General features: G+C 33.4%; 23 protein-coding genes. 18 read left to right on the top strand and 5 right to left on the bottom strand.

Going from position 1 to position 18,180, the window contains the following annotated elements; genetic code table 11:
• The 4 genes from Q0941_RS06885 to Q0941_RS06870 form a co-directional block, all read left to right on the top strand.
• A partial coding sequence (locus tag Q0941_RS06885; RefSeq protein ID WP_299292377.1) for a hypothetical protein occupies positions 1 to 191 on the top strand: 191 nt, incomplete at its 5' end.
• Positions 192 to 197: 6 nt separating this feature from the next.
• Positions 198 to 911, top strand: a complete 714-nt coding sequence (locus Q0941_RS06880) for a thioredoxin domain-containing protein (protein WP_299292375.1) — start codon at positions 198 to 200, stop codon at positions 909 to 911.
• Positions 912 to 1,014: 103 nt separating this feature from the next.
• Entirely contained in the window at positions 1,015 to 2,409 is a 1,395-nt protein-coding gene (locus Q0941_RS06875; protein WP_299292373.1) for a hydroxymethylglutaryl-CoA synthase, read from the top strand.
• Entirely contained in the window at positions 2,409 to 2,957 is a 549-nt protein-coding gene (locus Q0941_RS06870) for a hypothetical protein (RefSeq protein ID WP_299292371.1), read from the top strand. The genes Q0941_RS06875 and Q0941_RS06870 overlap by 1 nt, the downstream gene beginning before the upstream one ends.
• Before the next feature lie 24 nt (positions 2,958 to 2,981).
• On the opposite strand, the gene Q0941_RS06865 is transcribed toward Q0941_RS06870, so the two are convergent.
• Both Q0941_RS06865 and bioD read right to left on the bottom strand, forming a co-directional pair.
• The gene (locus Q0941_RS06865) at positions 2,982 to 4,259 is read right to left on the bottom strand and encodes a dicarboxylate/amino acid:cation symporter (RefSeq protein WP_299292370.1); all 1,278 of its coding nucleotides are present in this window, start codon (positions 4,257 to 4,259) and stop codon (positions 2,982 to 2,984) included.
• 4 nt (positions 4,260 to 4,263) lie between these two features.
• Complete coding sequence (gene bioD / locus Q0941_RS06860) at positions 4,264 to 4,950, bottom strand: dethiobiotin synthase (RefSeq protein ID WP_299292368.1); 687 nt, start codon at positions 4,948 to 4,950, stop codon at positions 4,264 to 4,266.
• A gap of 74 nt (positions 4,951 to 5,024) precedes the next feature.
• Between bioD and bioA the strand changes: the two genes are divergently transcribed.
• The 8 genes from bioA (at position 5,025) to Q0941_RS06820 (ending at position 12,145) form a co-directional block, all read left to right on the top strand.
• The gene (bioA, locus tag Q0941_RS06855) at positions 5,025 to 6,347 is read left to right on the top strand and encodes an adenosylmethionine--8-amino-7-oxononanoate transaminase (RefSeq protein WP_299292367.1); all 1,323 of its coding nucleotides are present in this window, start codon (positions 5,025 to 5,027) and stop codon (positions 6,345 to 6,347) included.
• A 73-nt stretch (positions 6,348 to 6,420) separates the two neighbouring features.
• Positions 6,421 to 7,395 carry a biotin synthase BioB gene (bioB, locus tag Q0941_RS06850; protein WP_299292365.1) on the top strand — a complete coding sequence of 325 codons (975 nt, stop codon included), beginning with the start codon at positions 6,421 to 6,423 and terminating at the stop codon, positions 7,393 to 7,395.
• Positions 7,379 to 8,509: a pyridoxal phosphate-dependent aminotransferase family protein gene (locus Q0941_RS06845; protein ID WP_299292363.1), complete on the top strand. Its 1,131-nt coding sequence runs from the start codon at positions 7,379 to 7,381 to the stop codon at positions 8,507 to 8,509. Before bioB ends, Q0941_RS06845 begins: the two co-directional genes overlap by 17 nt.
• A 201-nt stretch (positions 8,510 to 8,710) precedes the next feature.
• The gene (locus Q0941_RS06840) at positions 8,711 to 9,445 is read left to right on the top strand and encodes a cytochrome c biogenesis CcdA family protein (RefSeq protein ID WP_299292361.1); all 735 of its coding nucleotides are present in this window, start codon (positions 8,711 to 8,713) and stop codon (positions 9,443 to 9,445) included.
• 4 nt (positions 9,446 to 9,449) lie between these two features.
• Positions 9,450 to 10,550, top strand: coding sequence for a redoxin family protein (locus Q0941_RS06835; protein ID WP_299292360.1), 1,101 nt, complete (start codon positions 9,450 to 9,452; stop codon positions 10,548 to 10,550).
• Between the two features lie 94 nt (positions 10,551 to 10,644).
• Complete coding sequence (locus Q0941_RS06830) at positions 10,645 to 11,295, top strand: Snf7 family protein (RefSeq protein ID WP_299292358.1); 651 nt, start codon at positions 10,645 to 10,647, stop codon at positions 11,293 to 11,295.
• Between the two features lie 67 nt (positions 11,296 to 11,362).
• Entirely contained in the window at positions 11,363 to 11,731 is a 369-nt protein-coding gene (locus Q0941_RS06825) for a hypothetical protein (protein ID WP_299292356.1), read from the top strand.
• 57 nt (positions 11,732 to 11,788) lie between these two features.
• The gene (locus Q0941_RS06820) at positions 11,789 to 12,145 is read left to right on the top strand and encodes a hypothetical protein (RefSeq protein WP_299292354.1); all 357 of its coding nucleotides are present in this window, start codon (positions 11,789 to 11,791) and stop codon (positions 12,143 to 12,145) included.
• Here the strand turns inward: Q0941_RS06820 and Q0941_RS06815 are convergent.
• Positions 12,138 to 12,479: a hypothetical protein gene (locus tag Q0941_RS06815; protein ID WP_299292352.1), complete on the bottom strand. Its 342-nt coding sequence runs from the start codon at positions 12,477 to 12,479 to the stop codon at positions 12,138 to 12,140. The two genes, Q0941_RS06820 and Q0941_RS06815, sit on opposite strands and share 8 nt — an antisense overlap.
• A 248-nt stretch (positions 12,480 to 12,727) precedes the next feature.
• On the opposite strand from Q0941_RS06815, the gene Q0941_RS06810 reads away from it, so the two are divergent.
• Entirely contained in the window at positions 12,728 to 13,111 is a 384-nt protein-coding gene (locus Q0941_RS06810) for a VOC family protein (protein WP_299292351.1), read from the top strand.
• 171 nt (positions 13,112 to 13,282) lie between these two features.
• On the opposite strand, the gene Q0941_RS06805 is transcribed toward Q0941_RS06810, so the two are convergent.
• Positions 13,283 to 13,702: a DUF371 domain-containing protein gene (locus tag Q0941_RS06805; protein WP_299292350.1), complete on the bottom strand. Its 420-nt coding sequence runs from the start codon at positions 13,700 to 13,702 to the stop codon at positions 13,283 to 13,285.
• Between the two features lie 74 nt (positions 13,703 to 13,776).
• Positions 13,777 to 14,169, bottom strand: a complete 393-nt coding sequence (locus Q0941_RS06800; protein WP_299292349.1) for a hypothetical protein — start codon at positions 14,167 to 14,169, stop codon at positions 13,777 to 13,779.
• A 140-nt stretch (positions 14,170 to 14,309) separates the two neighbouring features.
• On the opposite strand from Q0941_RS06800, the gene psmA reads away from it, so the two are divergent.
• The 5 genes from psmA (at position 14,310) to Q0941_RS06775 (ending at position 18,163) form a co-directional block, all read left to right on the top strand.
• Entirely contained in the window at positions 14,310 to 15,047 is a 738-nt protein-coding gene (gene psmA / locus Q0941_RS06795) for an archaeal proteasome endopeptidase complex subunit alpha (protein WP_299292348.1), read from the top strand.
• Positions 15,048 to 15,078: 31 nt separating this feature from the next.
• The gene (locus tag Q0941_RS06790; RefSeq protein WP_299292347.1) at positions 15,079 to 15,888 is read left to right on the top strand and encodes a putative RNA uridine N3 methyltransferase; all 810 of its coding nucleotides are present in this window, start codon (positions 15,079 to 15,081) and stop codon (positions 15,886 to 15,888) included.
• A 207-nt stretch (positions 15,889 to 16,095) separates the two neighbouring features.
• Positions 16,096 to 17,088 (top strand): 50S ribosomal protein L3, encoded by a 993-nt coding sequence (locus Q0941_RS06785; RefSeq protein ID WP_299292385.1) that lies wholly within the window; start codon positions 16,096 to 16,098, stop codon positions 17,086 to 17,088.
• Positions 17,088 to 17,900, top strand: coding sequence for a 50S ribosomal protein L4 (gene rpl4p, locus Q0941_RS06780; protein WP_299292346.1), 813 nt, complete (start codon positions 17,088 to 17,090; stop codon positions 17,898 to 17,900). Before Q0941_RS06785 ends, rpl4p begins: the two co-directional genes overlap by 1 nt.
• Positions 17,897 to 18,163 carry a 50S ribosomal protein L23 gene (locus tag Q0941_RS06775; RefSeq protein WP_299292345.1) on the top strand — a complete coding sequence of 89 codons (267 nt, stop codon included), beginning with the start codon at positions 17,897 to 17,899 and terminating at the stop codon, positions 18,161 to 18,163. Before rpl4p ends, Q0941_RS06775 begins: the two co-directional genes overlap by 4 nt.
• Positions 18,164 to 18,180 lie beyond the last annotated feature (17 nt).

The raw sequence follows: 18,180 nt of genomic DNA, 5'->3' as shown, positions 1-18,180 counted from the left end.
AAGAAGAAAGAAAAAGAGCAGAAGAAGAAAGAACAACAAGAGAAGAAAGAGCAGAAGAAGAAAGAAAAAGAGCAGAAGAAGAAAGAACAACAAGAGAAGAAAGAGCAGAAGAAGAAAGAAAAAGAGCAGAGTTAAAATATAAAATTTCTCAAATTATACTACAAAAGACTAAATGTCTGAAAACAACCTGAAAATCATTGATTCATGGTCCATCAATAGTTATCGGTGCTGGGATTTCAGCAGTTGTATTGGTTGCCGTATTTTTAGGATTTGATAATTTTTCAAATGAACCAGAATTAAAAATTGAAGGTGCTCCCACAATTCAAGAATCTGGACCACCAAAAATTACCATGATGACGTTTTTGGATAACGGCTCACCAATTCTCGGTAAAACTGATGCTCCTGTTACTCTAGTAGAATTTGGAGATTATCAATGTCATTTTTGTAATGTTTTCTTTCATTCCACAGAAGAATCCATCATTAGAAATTATGTGGATACAGGTAAAGTTAGAATGATCTTCAAAGATTACAATATTATCGGTCCTGATTCAGTAACATCATCTCACGGAGCCCACTGTGCCAGTGATCAAGGACTATTTTGGGAATATCATGACATTTTGTATAACAATTGGACAGGAGAAAATAATGGATGGGCATCATCAGACAACCAACTTAGATTTGCTCAAGAAATAGGATTAGACATTGAACAATGGTCTGAATGCATGACAAAAGGAACTCATTCTCAAACTATTCTTGCCAGTAATGAAGATGCTAGAAGTTTAGAATTAGGAGGTACGCCTGCATTTTTTGTTATTGGGCCTGATGGTAATATTACTAGATTATTTGGAGCACAGCCATATGAGGTATTTGTAGAAACTTTTGAAATTGAGCTAGAAAAATCAAAAAATTAGCGATCAATTACCGAAAATAGTACAAAAAAATCATAAAAATTCCCCCTATATTTGATAGAAATTGACACACAAGCCTTATTAGTAAAATCTCGGAGGCAAGCTTATGGCAGCTGGAATTGATGATATTGCAATATACATCCCAAGACTATACATTGATGCCGCAGATTTTGCAGCAGCTAGAGGATTAGACCCAGTAAAATTACAAAAAGGTCTTGGAGTTTCTCAAATGGCAATTGTTGATGCAAATCAAGACCCAGCAATTCTTGCAGCAAATGCATGTTTGAAAATTATGCAAAAAAACAAACTATCACCAGAAGATATTGGAAGATTATACGTATCAACAGAATCATCATTTGACGAATCAAAGGCTATGAACTCATATGTGATTGGAATGTTAGAGCAAGTTTACGGACAAGGTGCATTTGAGCACTGTGGTGGAGTTGAAACAAAATTTGCCTGTGTTAGTGGTTCTTATGCATTATATGATAACACAAATTGGATTAGGGCAGGAGAAGCAGAAGGAAAGTATGCTCTTGTGGTAGTATCAGATATTGCAAAATATGATATGGGTTCAAGTGGTGAAATGACTCAAGGTGCAGGGGCAGTTGTAATGCTTCTAAATGACGACCCTAGATTATTAGCATTTGATCCTAAAGTAACATCCACATCAATTAAAGACGAATATGATTTTTACAGACCATTTGGAAAAGAAACACCAATTGTACATGGTCAGTATTCTAATTTGCTTTACATGATTCAAGTTAGAAAAGCATTAGAGGCATACAAGAAAAAAGTGATTTCGACTGGATTAATCAAGATAGAATCAGGTGAAACAATTCTTGATCATATGGATTACATCAACATGCACTTACCATACAGTAACATGGGAAAGAAAGCATTAGCATATTTAGTTAGACATGAGTGGAGACAACTTCCAAGATGGAAGAGAGTATTGCAAGAAATAGGAACTGAAGAACCAGTACCAAAAGATCCTCGTGGAACAATAGAGTCAGTTCTAGGAGATGAAGAGTTTATGGCAAAAGATCATGAATTTACAAAATTGTTTACTAAGACTCCAGAATATCAAGAAGTATACGAAGCAAAATTAGCAAGTTCACTTATTGCATCAAGTATGATTGGGAATCTCTACACTGCATCACTTTACTTGGGATTCAGAAGTAGTTTAGAATATGAATTCCAAAAAGGAATTGATTTGGAAGGAAAAAGAGTAGGATTTGGATCATATGGTAGTGGTAGTAGTGCAATGGTATTCAGCGGAGTTATCCAACCAGAATACAAAGAAATTGTAAAGAACATGAATCTAGAGGCAGAGATTGGAGAAAGAAGAAAACTCACTTGGGAGGAATATGAAAAATTACATGAAAATAAACTATCACCAAATGAATCAATGTTACAAACAACAAAAGAATTTGCTCTAGTACATGTCAAAACAGACAGAGAATCTAGAGGCGAAAGACGCTACGTCTTTAACGAATAATGGATGAAGAGGTAAATCCAATCAAGGATTATCTATTTGAGTACATAAACAATTCAAAAACCATTCCACAGTTAATCTCTGAGAAAAAATTTGATGTTATAATTAATGAGGTTATTGACAACTGTTATGATAAAATTATCACAATGGGGGAAAAAGATGAAGTAGTAGGGGTTCTTGCTACAGGATTATTACATTATTTACTAACAAATTCATTGATTTCCAGTCAAAGAAAAGTAGAATATCAAGGACAAGAAATCGACATAGTAATTCCAGGAATCAAAACATTAGAAAAAGATGAAAAAAAATCTCTGATCATTTGTATACCAAAATCATCTGATCAAAGAATAATTAACAAAAAACTAGAAGATTTAGAGAAAATTCAACCAGAGAAAGAAAACATTTGGCTAGTATTATCAGAAAATATCGAGACTAATAGAAGATCATTTGTGCTTGAAAAACAAAACAATACTTTTTCAAAAATAATTTTTGAGATTGCTCAATTCAGTAACGTTGGAGGAGCAAACAAATTCAAAATTTTACGAATATAGTCAATAGTTTATTTTTTGGTAACACTATTCCTTATCTCGTGTTATTTTATCAAACGCACAGCTCGCAGTAAGATCACCTGTAACATTTACCATAGTCCTAATCATATCCAATATTCTATCTACTGAAAGCAATAACAAAATTCCAACTGGTGGAATTCCAACGGTAATGAGAATAGTAGACAATACAATTGTGCCAGCCCCGGGTACTGCAGGAGTTCCAATGGAAGCTAAAAGAGAAGTAACAATGATTACAAGTATGGACAAAACACTTAGTTCGATTGCAAAGAGTTGTGCTAAAAAGAAAACAGCAATAACTTGATACAGAGCAGTTCCATCCATGTTAACCGTAGTTCCAAGAGGAATTACAAATTTTGAAACACGTTTGTCAAGTTTAAGATCTTCTTCTGCAGTTTTCAGTGTCATTGGCATTGTTGCCATTGAGCTTGCAGTAGAGAATGCCAAAGTTTGTGGATTACGGAATTTTGAAAATGTAGCGGAAATTGGCCTTTTGGCGACAATCTTGATTATCATTGTGTAAACTAGCAACATAGCTCCAAGGCCAAGAATTACTGTTGCCATGTAAACTCCTAGACCAGCCATAGTTTCTACTCCTACTTTGGCAACCATGCCGACAATCAAACCAAAAACTGCAAAGGGGACAATCTTCATGGCCATAAGCAGGATGTATAACGTAACTTTCTGGATAGATTCTAGTAAATCCAACAAAGGTTTTACAGAATCTCTTGGAAGTGCAGCCATAGATAGACCAACAATAACTGCCATAATCAAAATGCTAAACATCTGTCCTTCAAGATATGAAACAATTGGATTTCTTGGAATAACATTTGATATTGTATCTGGAATATCATCTAGGGAAAATCCTTCAGTCACTTTCAAATCTGCATCAGACAAGTCGTGTGTTTCTTGAAGTGCTGTAAGATCCAAAATACTTCCAGGGGCAATAATTGAAGCAAGAGTAATTGCAATCAAAATTGCAATAGTGGTAGTAATTACAAAATATACACCAATTCCCAATCCCAGAGTCTTCATCTTTTTTTGTACTCCCAAATTAGTAATGGCAACTACAATTGATGCAAAAATTAATGGAACAATTATCATCAAAATAACACTCAAAAATATGTTGGCAGGTATTTTGAGATAATCAGACATCGTATCTAGTGTTTCATCATCCAGACCAACACCAACATCATCACCAAGAATTAATCCAACACCAAGACCAACAATTAATGAAATAACAACTTGAATCCACAAGTTTTTGAAAAGATATTCTTTGAATGTCATATTATCACTTTAAAATTAAGTTCATGTTAAGATTTTTCTTGAAGATTCTATACAAAGAAGAATCACTCATGTCTTTGATAAATGGAATTGAACCTAAAATAGGTACGTTTGTTAGATTTTTGAGGTCACGTGTAAGTTCCTTTACTTTGTAACCATCTGAATCAAAATCATTTATGATGATTCCTTTGACTGGAATTTTGTATTTTTTGCACATCTCTACAGTCATCATAGTATGGTTAACAGTTCCAACTTTAGTTCTTGTAACTATAACAGAAGGAATTTTCATGTCTTTGATTAAATCAGTCACATAGTAATCTTTGAGAATTGGAGTCATGATGCCTCCCATTCCTTCAACTAAAAGCATAGAATGTGATTTTGAGAGTTTCTTGTATGCAGAGATAACGGTGCTAATCTTTGGTTTTATCTTTAGATTTTTCCAAGCAGTGTATGGTGAAGCAGGAATTGGGAAAAATTGTGGATTTACAAGGTTTTCAGGATCATCTGTTTGAGAAGCTTTTGCAATAATCTCAACATCTTCAGATTTGTAACCTTTTTTCTGTGCAATTCCTGCAGCAAATGGCTTCATCACTCCAACATCTATTCCTAATTTACGTAAAGTAACTGCAAGACCTGCTGTGACATACGTTTTACCTACATCAGTATCAGTTCCTGCCACAAAAAGGGATTTCAACAAGATCTTTCTTGAATCATGCTTGATTAACTTTATCGTTGAATTTTTATGAAGATTGTCAATATTCAAGATACTTGAAAAATTCTAGTTCCGTATGGCATCCAAACACCCAGATGAAAGAATGGTCTGATTTTACCAACATTTCAAAGGCAAAAGGTGTCTGGTTAACAGATTCAAAAGGTAACAAAATGATTGATGCAGTTGCATCAATGTGGTGTAATGTATGGGGGCATTCAAACCCTCAGTTAGTCAGAGCAATCACAAATCAAAGCAAAATATCACAACACACATCCATGTTTAATCTTACAAATGAGCCTGTTGAGCAACTAGCAAAATCACTTATCAAAATTTCACCTGGAATGTACAAAGTATTTTTTTCAGACAATGGTTCTTCTGCAATGGAAATTGCAATCAAACTATCATTACAATATTGGAAAAACATTGGTGAAAAGAAAAAAATAAAGATTGCAACAATTGAAAATGGATATCATGGAGATACATTTGGTGCAATGTCAGTTGGATATGTACCAGAGTTTTTTGGTAAATTTAAAAAACAATTATTTTCAACAATACAATTTCCAGTTCCAAATAATTACAGATTCCCAAAAAAAATGACAATTGCAGATTATCAAAATTACTGTTTAGATAAAATTGAAAAACGATTTAGAAAGAAAGAAGATATTGCAGCGTTTGTTATGGAGAGTGGTGCACAAGTAGCTGGAGGTGTAATAATTTATCCTAAAGGATTTCAAAGGAAAATTTCTCAGTTATGTAAAAAATATGGCGTGCTATTTGTTTTAGATGAAATTGCAACAGGTTTTGGAAGATTAGGTTCTATGTTACAATATGATGAGCAAAAATCTACTCCAGATATTGTTGCATATGGTAAGATGTTAACAGGAGGATATCTGACCATGGCAACAACTCTAGCAAATAAAAAAATCTATGATTCATTTTTGGGAGAGTTTAATGAGTGGAGACATCTTTTCCATGGACATACGTTTACAGGAAATCCACTTGCTGCTGCAGTTGCAAATGAAAATTTGAAAATGTACAAGAAGAATAATCTGATAAAAAAGATCCAAAAAACATCCAAAGTGTTTGAAAAATACTATGACGAGATTTCAAAAATTGATTATGTGGGAGACATTCGTCACAAAGGAATGCTTATGGGAATAGAATTAGTACAGGATCAAAAACAAAAGACTCCAATTTCACCAGAAAAATCAATTAACAAGATTTTCTTTGAAGAAGGTAAGAAAAATGGCATCTATTTGAGAACTCTAGGCAATATAGTCATGCTTGTGCCCCCATTAGCCATAGCAGAAAAAGAACTAGACTCATTAATTCAAAGGGCAATTCAAACCATCAAATCTGCAAAAAATCAAGTAATCTAACTGTTAACCCCCCTATACCTAGCAGGTTAACCTTTCCAATTATTTTATTAATGGAATATTTTGAACTAAATCAATGAGTTTAGAGTTTATCAAAGAATGTCAAGAAAAGGTATTTTCTGGAATTGGCATTAATGCCATAGAAGCAGAAAAACTTCTAAACATTCCTGAAGAGAATCTCAAGGATTTGGCAATTTGTGCTAATGAAATTACACAAGATTTTAACGGGAAAAAAGTCGATGTAGAACAACTAAACAACATTAAGAAAAATGCATGTAGTGAAGACTGTACATTTTGTGGGCAATCAGCATTTTTTGACACAGGTATTGAAACATACCAATTACCTCAACCTGAAGAAGTTGTAGAAAAAGCAAGAAAAGCCAAAGAAGAGGGTGCTGAATCATATTGTTTGGTAGCAGCTTGGAGAGAACCATCACCAAAAGATTTTGAGAAAGTTTGTAAGATTATTTCAGAGATTAACAATAAAGTAGGAATTAGTGTTGAATGTAGTTTAGGATTTCTAACTCCAGAACAAGCAAAAAAACTCAAAGAACTCAAAGTAAAAAGATACAATCATAATTTAGAAACTGCAAAATCAAAATTCTCTGAAATTTGTACAACCCACACATACGAAGACAGATTAGAAACGTTAGGAATAGCAAGAGATGCAGGATTAGAATTATGTACTGGTGGAATTATAGGATTAGGAGAAACAAGAGAGCAAAGATTAGAGTTAGCATTAGAGCTTGGAAGATTATATCCTGAAGAAGTTACAATTAACATATTGGTTGCAATGCCAGGAACTCCATTAGAGCTTCAGACCGATCTGCCAAATTCCGAAATTGTTAGAATATTTTCTGTGGTACGATTCTTACTTCCAGAATCAGTAATCAAAATTTCAGGAGGCAGAGAATCAAAACTAAATGATGCAGGAGAAGAACTTCTACAAAGCGGCGCAAACGGAATCATTACTGAAGGATATCTCACCATGGGCGGAAATGAGGCTGGAAAAGACCGTCAAATGATAGAAAAAATTGGCCTCAAAGCATAAACTGGATTTTATTGATTCAGAATTAGAGCAAATTAGAAAAAATAATCTATATCGAACCCTGAGGTATGGTAAGGCTCTAGGGGCACAGATTACTATCAAAGGTAAAAAACTACTAAATTTGTCTTCAAATGACTATCTAGGAATTCCATCAACAAAAATTTCAAACAAACAACTACAATCAAGTTCAAGACTAGTATCAGGAAATGATGAATCCTACAAAAAATTAGAAAAAATTCTTGCAAAACACAAGTCTCAACAAAACAGTCTGATTTATCCAACAGGCTATATGGCAAATCTTGGAGCAATCTCAACTATTGCAAAAAAAGGAGACATTGTTTTCAGTGATGAATTAAACCATGCAAGTATAATTGAAGCATGTAAACTATCGGATGCAAAGATTGTAATTTACAAACATAACGACATTTTAGATTTAGAAAAGAAACTAAAACAAAAAGCAAAAACCAAGTTTATTGTAACTGAAGGAATTTTTAGTATGGATGGAGACTTTTCATCACTTAAACAAATTACAAATCTTTCAGAAAAACACAATGCGATTACAATTGTTGATGATGCTCACGGTGATTTTGTTGTAGGAAAAGACGGTAAAGGTACTCCAAGTCACTTTAATGTTTCAAAGAAAGTTGATTTGTATATTAGCAGTTTAAGTAAAGGATTAGGATCATTCGGAGGATACATTGCAGCAAAAAATAACATTATTGATTTATGTATCAATAAATCAAAATCATTTATCTATACATCAGCACTTCCATCATTTCTTGTAGAACATTCTCTGAAGCGCATTACATCAAATAGAGAAAAACAAAGAAAAAAACTAGAAATAAATACAAACAAATTATCAAAAGGACTTAGGAGTATAGGATTTGAAATCAAATCACCATCACACATAATTCCAATAATTATTGGAAAAGAAAAAACAGCGATGGATTTTGGAAAATATTTGTTTGAAAAGGGGTTATTTGCTCAACCAATTAGATATCCAACTGTAGCAAAAAATCAAGCAAGACTAAGAGTCTCTGTCACTGCATGGCTAACTGAAAAACACATCAATGATACACTAGATATTTTTGATAAAGCTTACACAAAATTCATGTGATTATCGCATAGCATCAAAGCCACCTATAGCAGGAGAGCCTATAACTACAGCAATTGTGACTACAATTCCCAAAACTATGCCTACAATTAGAAAACGCTTGTTCACAATTAGAGTACCCAGAACCCCATTAAAAATCGATTGTATAATGATTGGGGAAAGATATGGAAGAAGGCTTTAAAGCAAAAATTACGATTTTGATACATGGCTGAAATCACATTAGGTATTGCTGCACTTGCAGGGCTTGGATCATTTGCTGCTCCATGCATACTTCCTATGATTCCAGCGTTTTTGGCATATATTTCAGGGACCACTCTTTCAGAACTAAATCAAAATGATGGTTCAAAAACAGTAGCAATTAATCGTTCTAACATAATTCTAAACTCAATATTTTTTGTGTTAGGATTTTCAATAGTATTCTCAACATTTGGAGTGATCATTAACAGTGTTCTATCAACTTCTTCTGGAGAATTTATTGAAGGATTCAATCAAGTAGGAGGAATCATCATAATTGGATTTGGAACATTTTTGCTTCTTTCAACAAAGATTAGTAAATTAAATATGGAGAAAAAATTCTTTCCAAAAAGATCTAAAGCCAGTTATCCAATGTCATTTGTTTTTGGATTAGCTTTTGCAGCAGGGTGGACACCATGTGTAGGCCCAATACTTGGAACTATTCTAACTTTAGCAGCCACTACACCATCTGTTGCATTTAATTTGTTATTGGTTTATTCTTTAGGATTAGGAATTCCATTTATTCTAATGGGAATATTTTATTCAAGAGCAAATAGACTAATTCGTTCAATGAGTAAACATCTAAAATACTATAACATAATTTTAGGAGGATTCATAATTGTCTTAGGAGGTTTGGTATTTACAAATCAGTTGGCATATATTGCAAACTTTCCACTTCTCAATGAATTATTGTTGTTAGGGTGATAAAATGAAAAGTGAATTTAAGACTGCGTTGATTTTAGGAATTGCAATTACAACTGCGGTTGGAATCATGAGTATTGTTTTTTCAACCTTTGATGAAGAGGTTCAGACCAGTACCATTGGTGAAACTATCAGTAAAATTGACAAATCTAGGTTCAAAATGGCACCAGATTTGGTGGGAATTGCACATTATCTCAATACTACACCTGAACAATTAGAAAAAGAGGTTGAAGGTAAAGTTGTACTATATGATATATGGACATACAGTTGCATTAACTGCATCAGAACTTTACCATACATTACTGCATGGGATGATAAATATTCAGATCAGGGATTGTTAATTGTTGGAATTCATTCACCTGAATTTGAATTTGAAAAAAATCCAGACAATGTACAAATGTCAATTGACAAACATGGAATCAATTATCCTGTTGTAATGGATAATGATATGGAAACTTGGAAGGCATTTGAAAACAGATACTGGCCAAGAAAATACATTGCAGATCATGAAGGATATATCAGATATGATCATATTGGAGAAGGAGCATATCAAGAAACTGAAAAAATTATTCAGCAGTTGCTAAAAGAAAGATCTGAAGCAATGGGAATTCAATTTGCATCTGCTGCATCATTAGTAGATATTGAAGAGTTTGAGCATTCATTGTTTAGAACTCCAGAATTGTATTTTGGTTACAAGTTTGCACAAAATAGAAATCAATTAGGAAGTGAAGAAGGATTTCAACCAGGGCAAATTGTGACATATTCAGAACCTGATAAAATTAATTTGCATAATTTCTACCCAGTAGGACAATGGAAGAATTATGATGACAGTATGGAACTAGTTTCAGAGACAGGTTCAATCAAACTATTGTATAATGCAAAAGAGGTAAACATCGTTACTGAGGGAGATGCTGAATTGGAAATTTTACTTGACGGAAAACCCATACCTCCAAAATATTTGGGTTCTGACTTATCATCATCAAGTATGCTTTCAGTGTCTGAACCAAACCTATACAATATCATTAGCAGTGATGAAAGTTCAACTCATGAGTTGGAAATCAATGTCGTAGGAAAAGGCTTTCAGATATTCACATATACCTTTGGATAATGTAACCACGGTTATCTGTCACTCCAGTGACACTAGTTGTGGTTACAAATTTCTTTAAAAGAAAAATTTGGAGCCAGAATGAGGAAATTTAGGGATGTTAAGCAATTCTTGGACAAATGCAGGTGGGGAAAGCATTTCTCAAAAAGTAATGGGCAAAGTAAAGCCGGATGAGCCTCTAAAAAACAAGATAGATTTTGCACAGAAAAAATTACAATTTCAGATATCAAAACTAGAAGGAATTAATGAAAAATTACAGAAAAAACATGATACAATTTTTGAAAAAATAGTAAATGCTCAAAAAAATAACAAAAATGGTTATGCTCAAGCCTATGCAGGGGAATTAGCCCAAGTAAGAAAAATGAAAAACATGGTCAGTGGAGCAAAATTATCCATGGAGCAAATCAAACTCAGATTAGATACAGTATCAGAATTAGGAGATGTAGTGGTAACACTTAGTCCATGTATGTCAATTATCAAAGGACTAAGTCCATCATTAAGTGGAATTATGCCTGAGGCTAACGCATCAATGCAAGATCTTTCACAAATTCTTGGAGACGTTATGTCAGGATCTTCAGTAGGATTAGAAGACTCATTCAATGTAGGAACAGAAACCAATGCAGATACTCTTGCAATCTTAGAAGAAGCACACAGTGTTATTGCAGGACAAACAAAATCCACAATTCCAGATGTTCCAGACAGTTTGAAACAACAAATTGTAGAGAAGAAAACAGACATTTTCATTTAGAATTTACAAAATAATCTAAATTATAGATCAAAACATCTTTTTAAACTAGAGAGATTTTTTTAGAATAATGAGAAAACTTGGAATTTCATTATTTTCAATTATGATTCTGTTTAGTATGCCTCTTGCTTTTTCAGAAGATAAAACAGTAGAATTAGAAGAGACATTTTCAATGACTACTGGTGAAAAAAACAAAGCACCTGCTGAAGAAAAAACTGTTGAGTTAACTGAAGAATTATCAATGAAATCAGAAGACACGGAACCAGAGCAAGAAGATATAATGAATTTGGCACCTCACAAACAGATCAAACAAGGAGTAGCACCAACAGAAATCCAATGTAAAGAATCAATGGAACTAGTTTTCAAAATTTCAGGAGAACCTGCATGTGTGAAATCTTCAAGTGTTGAAAAATTAACACAGCGTGGATGGATACAATAATTTTCGTTCAAAGAATTTGTTAGTAATCCTAAATAGGAATCATAAATTCATACCACCATGCCTGCAAAAGGTCCTGTAAGTCTTACATGGCAAACCATATTTTGTTTTATTCCAATAATGGATATTGTTGCATCCTACAGAGTGAAAAGATTACGATGGTATCTTTTGATTTTCATTGTTTTTGGTGCAATTTCAACAGGAGTTCAAGCAGTTGTAAATCCTCTTGATGAAACTTCAGTGTATAATGAAAGAGTATTCTCAGAGGAAACAGGGTTTGATTGGGGTTATGCGATTTTAGGAAATAATCCAGAACTAACAATTCTAACTATCATCATTCATAATGGAATTGCATATGCTATAGCAGTATATCTAATTAGAAGATGGTCCAAAAAATGGAATCTTCAATTCACTTAGATTTCTTTTTACTTTTTTGAATTAGGATTTTTTTAATTCGAGAAATTGTTGGGTAGCTATAACCACGTCTTCTATAGTTAGCAATCATCATTTTCCAATTTTTTAATCTCCATTGAGCTTGCTCTGTAGTTACAGAATGAACTTCTTTTTGAATAATGCTTTTTCTTCCAACTTTTAAAGTGCCAGCATCTTTTGCAGACCACCTATTTTTTGCAAATTTAAGCCCAGTAAGAATTTCACTAACAGGCATTTCTTTAAAATAATCTTTCAATTTTTTTAATTCTGCATCAGTTGGTTTTTTTGAAATAGGTAATTCAATGGTAGGTTTTACCATAAAATGAAAAGAATGTAATGATTTAAGAGAATCGTGCTAAACCAGATTTTACCAAAGCATTGTTTTTACTGTATGTTTTTTATGAATATACACATCTAGTTATGCTAAAAATGCATTCAAACATTAATCATGTATCAAAAAACTCAAAAATTTCAATGCTCTCCCAAATGCTGGTGTAAACAAAAGAAAACTACTTTGAATTAAAATCTGGAAAAAAAGTTATCAGTTATCAGTAATTTATATGATTTATGAACAAAGTAGTACACTTTGAAATACCATATGATGATCAAAGTAGAGCACAAAAGTTCTATGAAGATGTTTTTGGGTGGCAGATTAACAAATTCCCAGAAATGGATTATCATTTGGTAACAACCACTCCTACCGATGAGAAGATGAAACCTACTGAACCAGGGGCCATCAACGGAGGAATGCTTCCAAAAGATCCTACAGGACCGCATCCAGTAATCGTAATTGATGTTCCCTCAGTAGAAGAACATCTAAAAAAGATTGAATCGGCAGGAGGAAAAATTGTCATGCCATCAATCAAAGTAGGAGAATTTGGTTTGTACGCCAGAGTTTCTGATACTGAAGGTAATGTTATCGGAGTTTGGCAAACATTAGCAAACTGCTAATCAAACTTTCTTTTTTTAACAACTAATTGGAATGTTTGAATTTTTACAAATTGTATTATACATTCCAAATCCGATGATTATTGCAGCAAAAGTTGCTAAAGGAACTAAAATGAAAAAATTGGTCTTTTTTCCCATAGTTGAACTAAAGAAATAGAGTATAAAATTGTCTCATTATTCTTCAACTTTGATAGTGAAAATTCCTTTTGCCAAAGGGTTTTGTAATAAAGAGATCATTTTTCTAGGAACTAAATCAGATGCTTTATCACATTTTATTGCAAGCGTTCTAGGACAAATAAAATCACTTTTTCTAATTACAATGTCATCTTGATGAGTCAATATCAAGTCAGGATGTCCTCTGCCAATTACAACAAACTCTTCATCATCTACACCTATAGAGAAAATGATTTTTGAATTAGGATTTTTTAATTTTTGTTTTAATTCTTCTGGTAAATCAGCACAACTGGATGTAGCATTAACACCAACAATACAATCACCTTGAGGAGTTAGATGAGATTCTTTAGTAATTTCAATTGTTTTTTGGTGATTTGAACGAATATTTTCATGTCCAGAAAACTCTATTTGGAATTCCATACCATAAAACAATCACTAGACAAAATTAACCTTTCATTTGAAAACAAAAAAAATGGGAATAATTACTATTCAGGTTATTCTTTGGTGGGGTCACGACTCAAAATGTTTAACACATGTTCAACAATTTGTTTCTGACCACCTTCATGCATATCCGCTCGAACTGTATCAGAGCCCATGCTTACAAAAATTAAATGATCATTCCCTAAAGGAAAAGTCATTCTTGTAATTTTTTCAAAAGCAGCCACTGCATATAGTCCATCTCCAATTTTTGGTCTTAATTCCTTTCTTCCTTTCCAAGAACTTGCAGCTCTTTGTAATGAAGCTGCAGTTTCTTCTGGTGACAGATAATTTGTCACACCTTCGCGATGATTTGTTGCAAGTATGTTTCCGTCAGCATCTGTAACGATGCTATGTCTGATGTTAACATCTGAATTCATTATTCTCGTTAAGAGGTTTTCAAAATTCATTCCATTGATTACGTCAAAATATTACTTAAGAGATCGAAGAAAATAGTGGGAAAACAGTTCTTTTCAGGCTCCGATCTTGAAAATATTGATTTCAGATTATGAGCAGACTTTAAATTAAACTTCAAAAGCATTTGAATTAAATGCTTCCTGCACAACAAGGTTACGATAGAGCAATTACCGTATTCTCACCAGACGGTAGACTATACCAAGTAGAATATGCTATTGAAACAGTCAGAAGAGGGACTATTGCTGTTGGAGTAAAATGTAAAGATGGAATAGTCATTGCAGTAGAAGAAAAAACTAGAAAATTACAAATTTCAGATGTTGCTCAAAAGATTTTCCAAATTGATGATCATGTAGGGGTTGCAGCTGCTGGATACATCCCAGATGCAAGAAGTCAAGTCGACAATGCACGATTTTTCTCACAAAGTAACAAAATGATTTACGATGAAGCAGTTGAAGTTGAAACAATTGCAAAACATCTAGCAGATCAATCTCAACAATATACACAATATGCAGGAGTAAGACCTTTTGGTGTTGCTTTGATTTTAGGTGGAGTAGTTAACAAAACGCCGCAATTGTTTTTGACTGATCCTAGTGGAACTTACATTTCATATGATGCTATTGCAATTGGTTCTGGTTCAGATCAGGTAACAGATTTCTTAGAGAAAACTTACAGTAAAGATCTTTCATTAGATGATGCAGCTGTATTGGCCTCTGCAGGAATTTATCTTGCAAGTGAAGACAAAGAAAATTCAAGTCAAATTAGAATGGCTCAGATTAAAACTGAAACAGGATTGTATGAAATAGTTTCAGACGAGCAGATTGCAAACTATGCAAAAACTGCTAAAGAAAAATACCCACACAATCAAAACTAAATCTATTAACTACTTGTGAGACTAGATAACATTGAAACTATCAGTAGCAATTCCTGAATCATCACTTTCTGATGAATCCCTAAAAATAGACAAAACTAGAAAAATTTCAGTATTGGCACGTGCATGTGCGATTTTTAAAATTGATACAATCTATGTTTACCAAGAGGGTCAAAATAAACAAGACGGAAATCTAATGGTTATGATTCTAAAATATTTAGAAACACCACAATTCTTGAGAAAAAGACTGTTTCCAAAAATGAATGATTTGAAATTTGCAGGAGTTTTGCAACCATTAAGAATTGCAAGCCACGTAACCCCTGCAAATTCAAAAAAAATCAAACAAGGAGATATCAGAGAAGGAATTGTAATTAGCGTAAAAGGTAAACGATTTGTTGATGTTGGAATAAATCAACTGGTTCCATTCTTTGGAAAAACACCTATTGGAAAAAGAGTTACAGTTCAATTCAAAGAAGGCCATCCAAAATTATCAGTGAAAGAAATTAACAAGTCAGAGATTTTAAAATATTGGGGATATTCTGTAAAAGAGAGAGCAAATCTTTTTTCATTAATGAATGAATGGAAAGGCAACATCATCATTACATCACGAAAAGGAAAAATTGCAACAAGAGAACAACTTACAAAATATGTAAAATCTAATGAAGAAACTCTCTTGGTGTTTGGTTCTCCTGAAAAAGGAGTTCATGAGATATTAGGTGGCAAGATGAAAAATGTTCAAAATGCAAAATCATTGAATTTTTTCCCAGATCAAGCAACAGAAACTGTCAGATTAGAAGAAGCACTTTTAGGAACATTGGCAATTATTAATTCTCAAAGAATGTGATCTAATGGCTGAAAAAAAGAATTTTTTATTGTTAGCTATCGGAATGGGTGTAGTTGGAATTATTATTGGAGCGTACACAATTTACAACATTACAACAGAATTGCTTCAACCATAAATTTTAGGCACAGTTGGTTAACCATTAAAAAATAGTAGGTTAACCAAGTAACACTTGGTTTAATAGAGGGTTTTCGATGACGCGTGTTAACAATGGGTGCTCGAAAACACAGTCAACCACGTAGAGGAAGTCTTGCATACTTACCTAGAGGACGTGCTAAAAGCATGGAAGCCAGAATTCGTGCTTGGCCAAAATTAGATTCAGAAGAACCAAAAATTTTAGCTCATTGTGGATTCAAAGCAGGATGTGTTCAGATTGTTAGCATTGATGACAGAGATAAAACACCAAATGCAGGAAAGCAGTTAGTTAGTTTAGGAACTGTTTTAGTAACTCCACCAGTTTTGATTTTAGGAGTTAGAGGATATTCAAAAAATCATGACGGTTTACACGCAGAGTTTGATGTGTATGCAGAAGATATTCCAAAAGACATTGCAAAAGAAATTACATTAAAAAATAAAGAAGGCGCATTAGAAAATGCAGAAAAAAGATTAGGAAAAATTAAAGAAATTTTTGCAATTGTGGCAGTATCTCCAAGTGCTGCAGGTTTAGAACAAAAGAAGCCATACATCTTTGAAGCATCAGTGAGTGGCGGCGACATTGCAAAACAATTCAATCATGTTAAAGAATTACTTGGCAAAGAAATCAAGATTGATCAAATTTTTGAAACTGGTGCAAGTGTTGATGTTGCAGCAATTACAAAAGGAAAAGGATGGCAAGGAGTCATTCAAAGATATGGTGCAAAGAAAAAACAACACAAATCAAGAAAGACAGTTAGAGAACTTGGTTCTTTAGGTCCAATCTCACCACAATACGTTATGTATACAGTTCCAAGAGCAGGACAAATGGGATTCCATCAAAGAGTCGAATATGATAAAAGAATAATGATTATGGGAAATACTGACGACAATCAAATTGAAATCAATCCTAAAGGCGGTTACAAACACTTTGGATTAGTTAAAGGGGATTTCATAATTTTGAAAGGTTCAGTTCCAGGTACATATAGAAGATTAATCAAACTAAGAAGTCAAATCAGGAACGTTCCAGCCAAAGTCAACAAACCAAATATCTTGGAGGTAGTTGTATAATGAAAACTACAGTAACTAATTCTTCTGGAACAAAAGATGGAGAAATTGAACTTCCATTAGTCTTTTCAACACCTTATAGAAAGGAATTGATTCACAAAGCCTACACTAATCTAAACTCACACAAATTCCAACCACAAGGAAGAAAACCAACAGCAGGAATGGATGTAGTTGCAGACTCTAATGATCCTCCAACAGGACAAGGTGTTTCTCGTGTAGCAAGAGCCCAAGGTGGTGGTGGTGGAAGACAAGGTCAAGGTGCCGAAGTTGCATCCACAAGAGGAGGAAGACAAGCTCATCCACCAATTGTTGAAAAAGTCATTTACAAAAAATTAAACAAAAAAGAAAAGAAATTAGCATTATGTTCAGCAATTGCAGCTACTGCATCAAAGGAATTAATCGAATCGAGAGGACATAAAGTAGAAGGAATTGAATCATTCCCAATTATTGTTTCAGATGACATTGAATCAATTTCTAAAACAAGTGAGATTACCAAAGTCTTAGATTCATTGAAACTATCTCAAGATATCAAAAGACTTGATGCAAGAAAAGCTCGCTCTGGTCAATCAAGACTTAGAGGAAGAAGTAAAAAAGTAGGAAAAAGTGTTTTGTTTGTAACCAAAGATGCAACAAATATTTCAAAAGCAATCGGTGCATTACCAGGAGTCGAAGCAACAAATGTTAAAGATCTTAGCGTTTTAGATTTAGCACCAGGCTCAGATCCTATTAGATTAACAGTATATACAAAATCAGCTATTGAAGAAATTGGAAAGATCAAATCAACACACTTGGAGATAATGGTGAAAACACAATGAATGTAGATCAAGCAAGTAAAATTATCATTAAACCATACATTACAGAAAAAACATTTGCAATGGTTGAAAATGAAAGTAAGATTTGTTTTATTGTAGAGAGATCTGCAAGTAAGCCAGAAATCGCTGAAGCTGTAAACACACTATACAACGAAAAAGTAACAAATGTTAACACTGCCAGAACAATTTACGGCAAAAAAGCATTTGTTCAGTTCACAGATACCGCAAAAGCAAGAGACCTCGCAACAAAGATAGGAATGCTATAATATGGACACTAAAACTC

Source organism: Candidatus Nitrosopumilus sp. (assembly GCF_028278985.1).
Lineage (GTDB): Archaea > Thermoproteota > Nitrososphaeria > Nitrososphaerales > Nitrosopumilaceae > Nitrosopumilus.
This window is presented reverse-complemented; position numbering and strand designations above follow the sequence as displayed.

Excerpts from the sequence above, each read along its gene's own strand:
- Q0941_RS06875 (WP_299292373.1), top strand. The coding sequence starts at position 1,015 with ATGGCAGCTGGAATTGATGATATTGCAATATACATCCCAAGACTATAC.
- Q0941_RS06870 (WP_299292371.1), top strand. The coding sequence starts at position 2,409 with ATGGATGAAGAGGTAAATCCAATCAAGGATTATCTATTTGAGTACATA.
- Q0941_RS06865 (WP_299292370.1), bottom strand. The coding sequence starts at position 4,259 with ATGACATTCAAAGAATATCTTTTCAAAAACTTGTGGATTCAAGTTGTT.
- bioB (WP_299292365.1), top strand. The coding sequence starts at position 6,421 with ATGAGTTTAGAGTTTATCAAAGAATGTCAAGAAAAGGTATTTTCTGGA.
- Q0941_RS06840 (WP_299292361.1), top strand. The coding sequence starts at position 8,711 with ATGGCTGAAATCACATTAGGTATTGCTGCACTTGCAGGGCTTGGATCA.
- Q0941_RS06835 (WP_299292360.1), top strand. The coding sequence starts at position 9,450 with ATGAAAAGTGAATTTAAGACTGCGTTGATTTTAGGAATTGCAATTACA.
- Q0941_RS06830 (WP_299292358.1), top strand. The coding sequence starts at position 10,645 with ATGTTAAGCAATTCTTGGACAAATGCAGGTGGGGAAAGCATTTCTCAA.
- Q0941_RS06825 (WP_299292356.1), top strand. The coding sequence starts at position 11,363 with ATGAGAAAACTTGGAATTTCATTATTTTCAATTATGATTCTGTTTAGT.
- Q0941_RS06820 (WP_299292354.1), top strand. The coding sequence starts at position 11,789 with ATGCCTGCAAAAGGTCCTGTAAGTCTTACATGGCAAACCATATTTTGT.
- Q0941_RS06815 (WP_299292352.1), bottom strand. The coding sequence starts at position 12,479 with ATGGTAAAACCTACCATTGAATTACCTATTTCAAAAAAACCAACTGAT.
- Q0941_RS06810 (WP_299292351.1), top strand. The coding sequence starts at position 12,728 with ATGAACAAAGTAGTACACTTTGAAATACCATATGATGATCAAAGTAGA.
- Q0941_RS06805 (WP_299292350.1), bottom strand. The coding sequence starts at position 13,702 with ATGGAATTCCAAATAGAGTTTTCTGGACATGAAAATATTCGTTCAAAT.
- Q0941_RS06800 (WP_299292349.1), bottom strand. The coding sequence starts at position 14,169 with ATGAATTTTGAAAACCTCTTAACGAGAATAATGAATTCAGATGTTAAC.
- psmA (WP_299292348.1), top strand. The coding sequence starts at position 14,310 with ATGCTTCCTGCACAACAAGGTTACGATAGAGCAATTACCGTATTCTCA.
- Q0941_RS06785 (WP_299292385.1), top strand. The coding sequence starts at position 16,096 with ATGGGTGCTCGAAAACACAGTCAACCACGTAGAGGAAGTCTTGCATAC.
- rpl4p (WP_299292346.1), top strand. The coding sequence starts at position 17,088 with ATGAAAACTACAGTAACTAATTCTTCTGGAACAAAAGATGGAGAAATT.
- Q0941_RS06775 (WP_299292345.1), top strand. The coding sequence starts at position 17,897 with ATGAATGTAGATCAAGCAAGTAAAATTATCATTAAACCATACATTACA.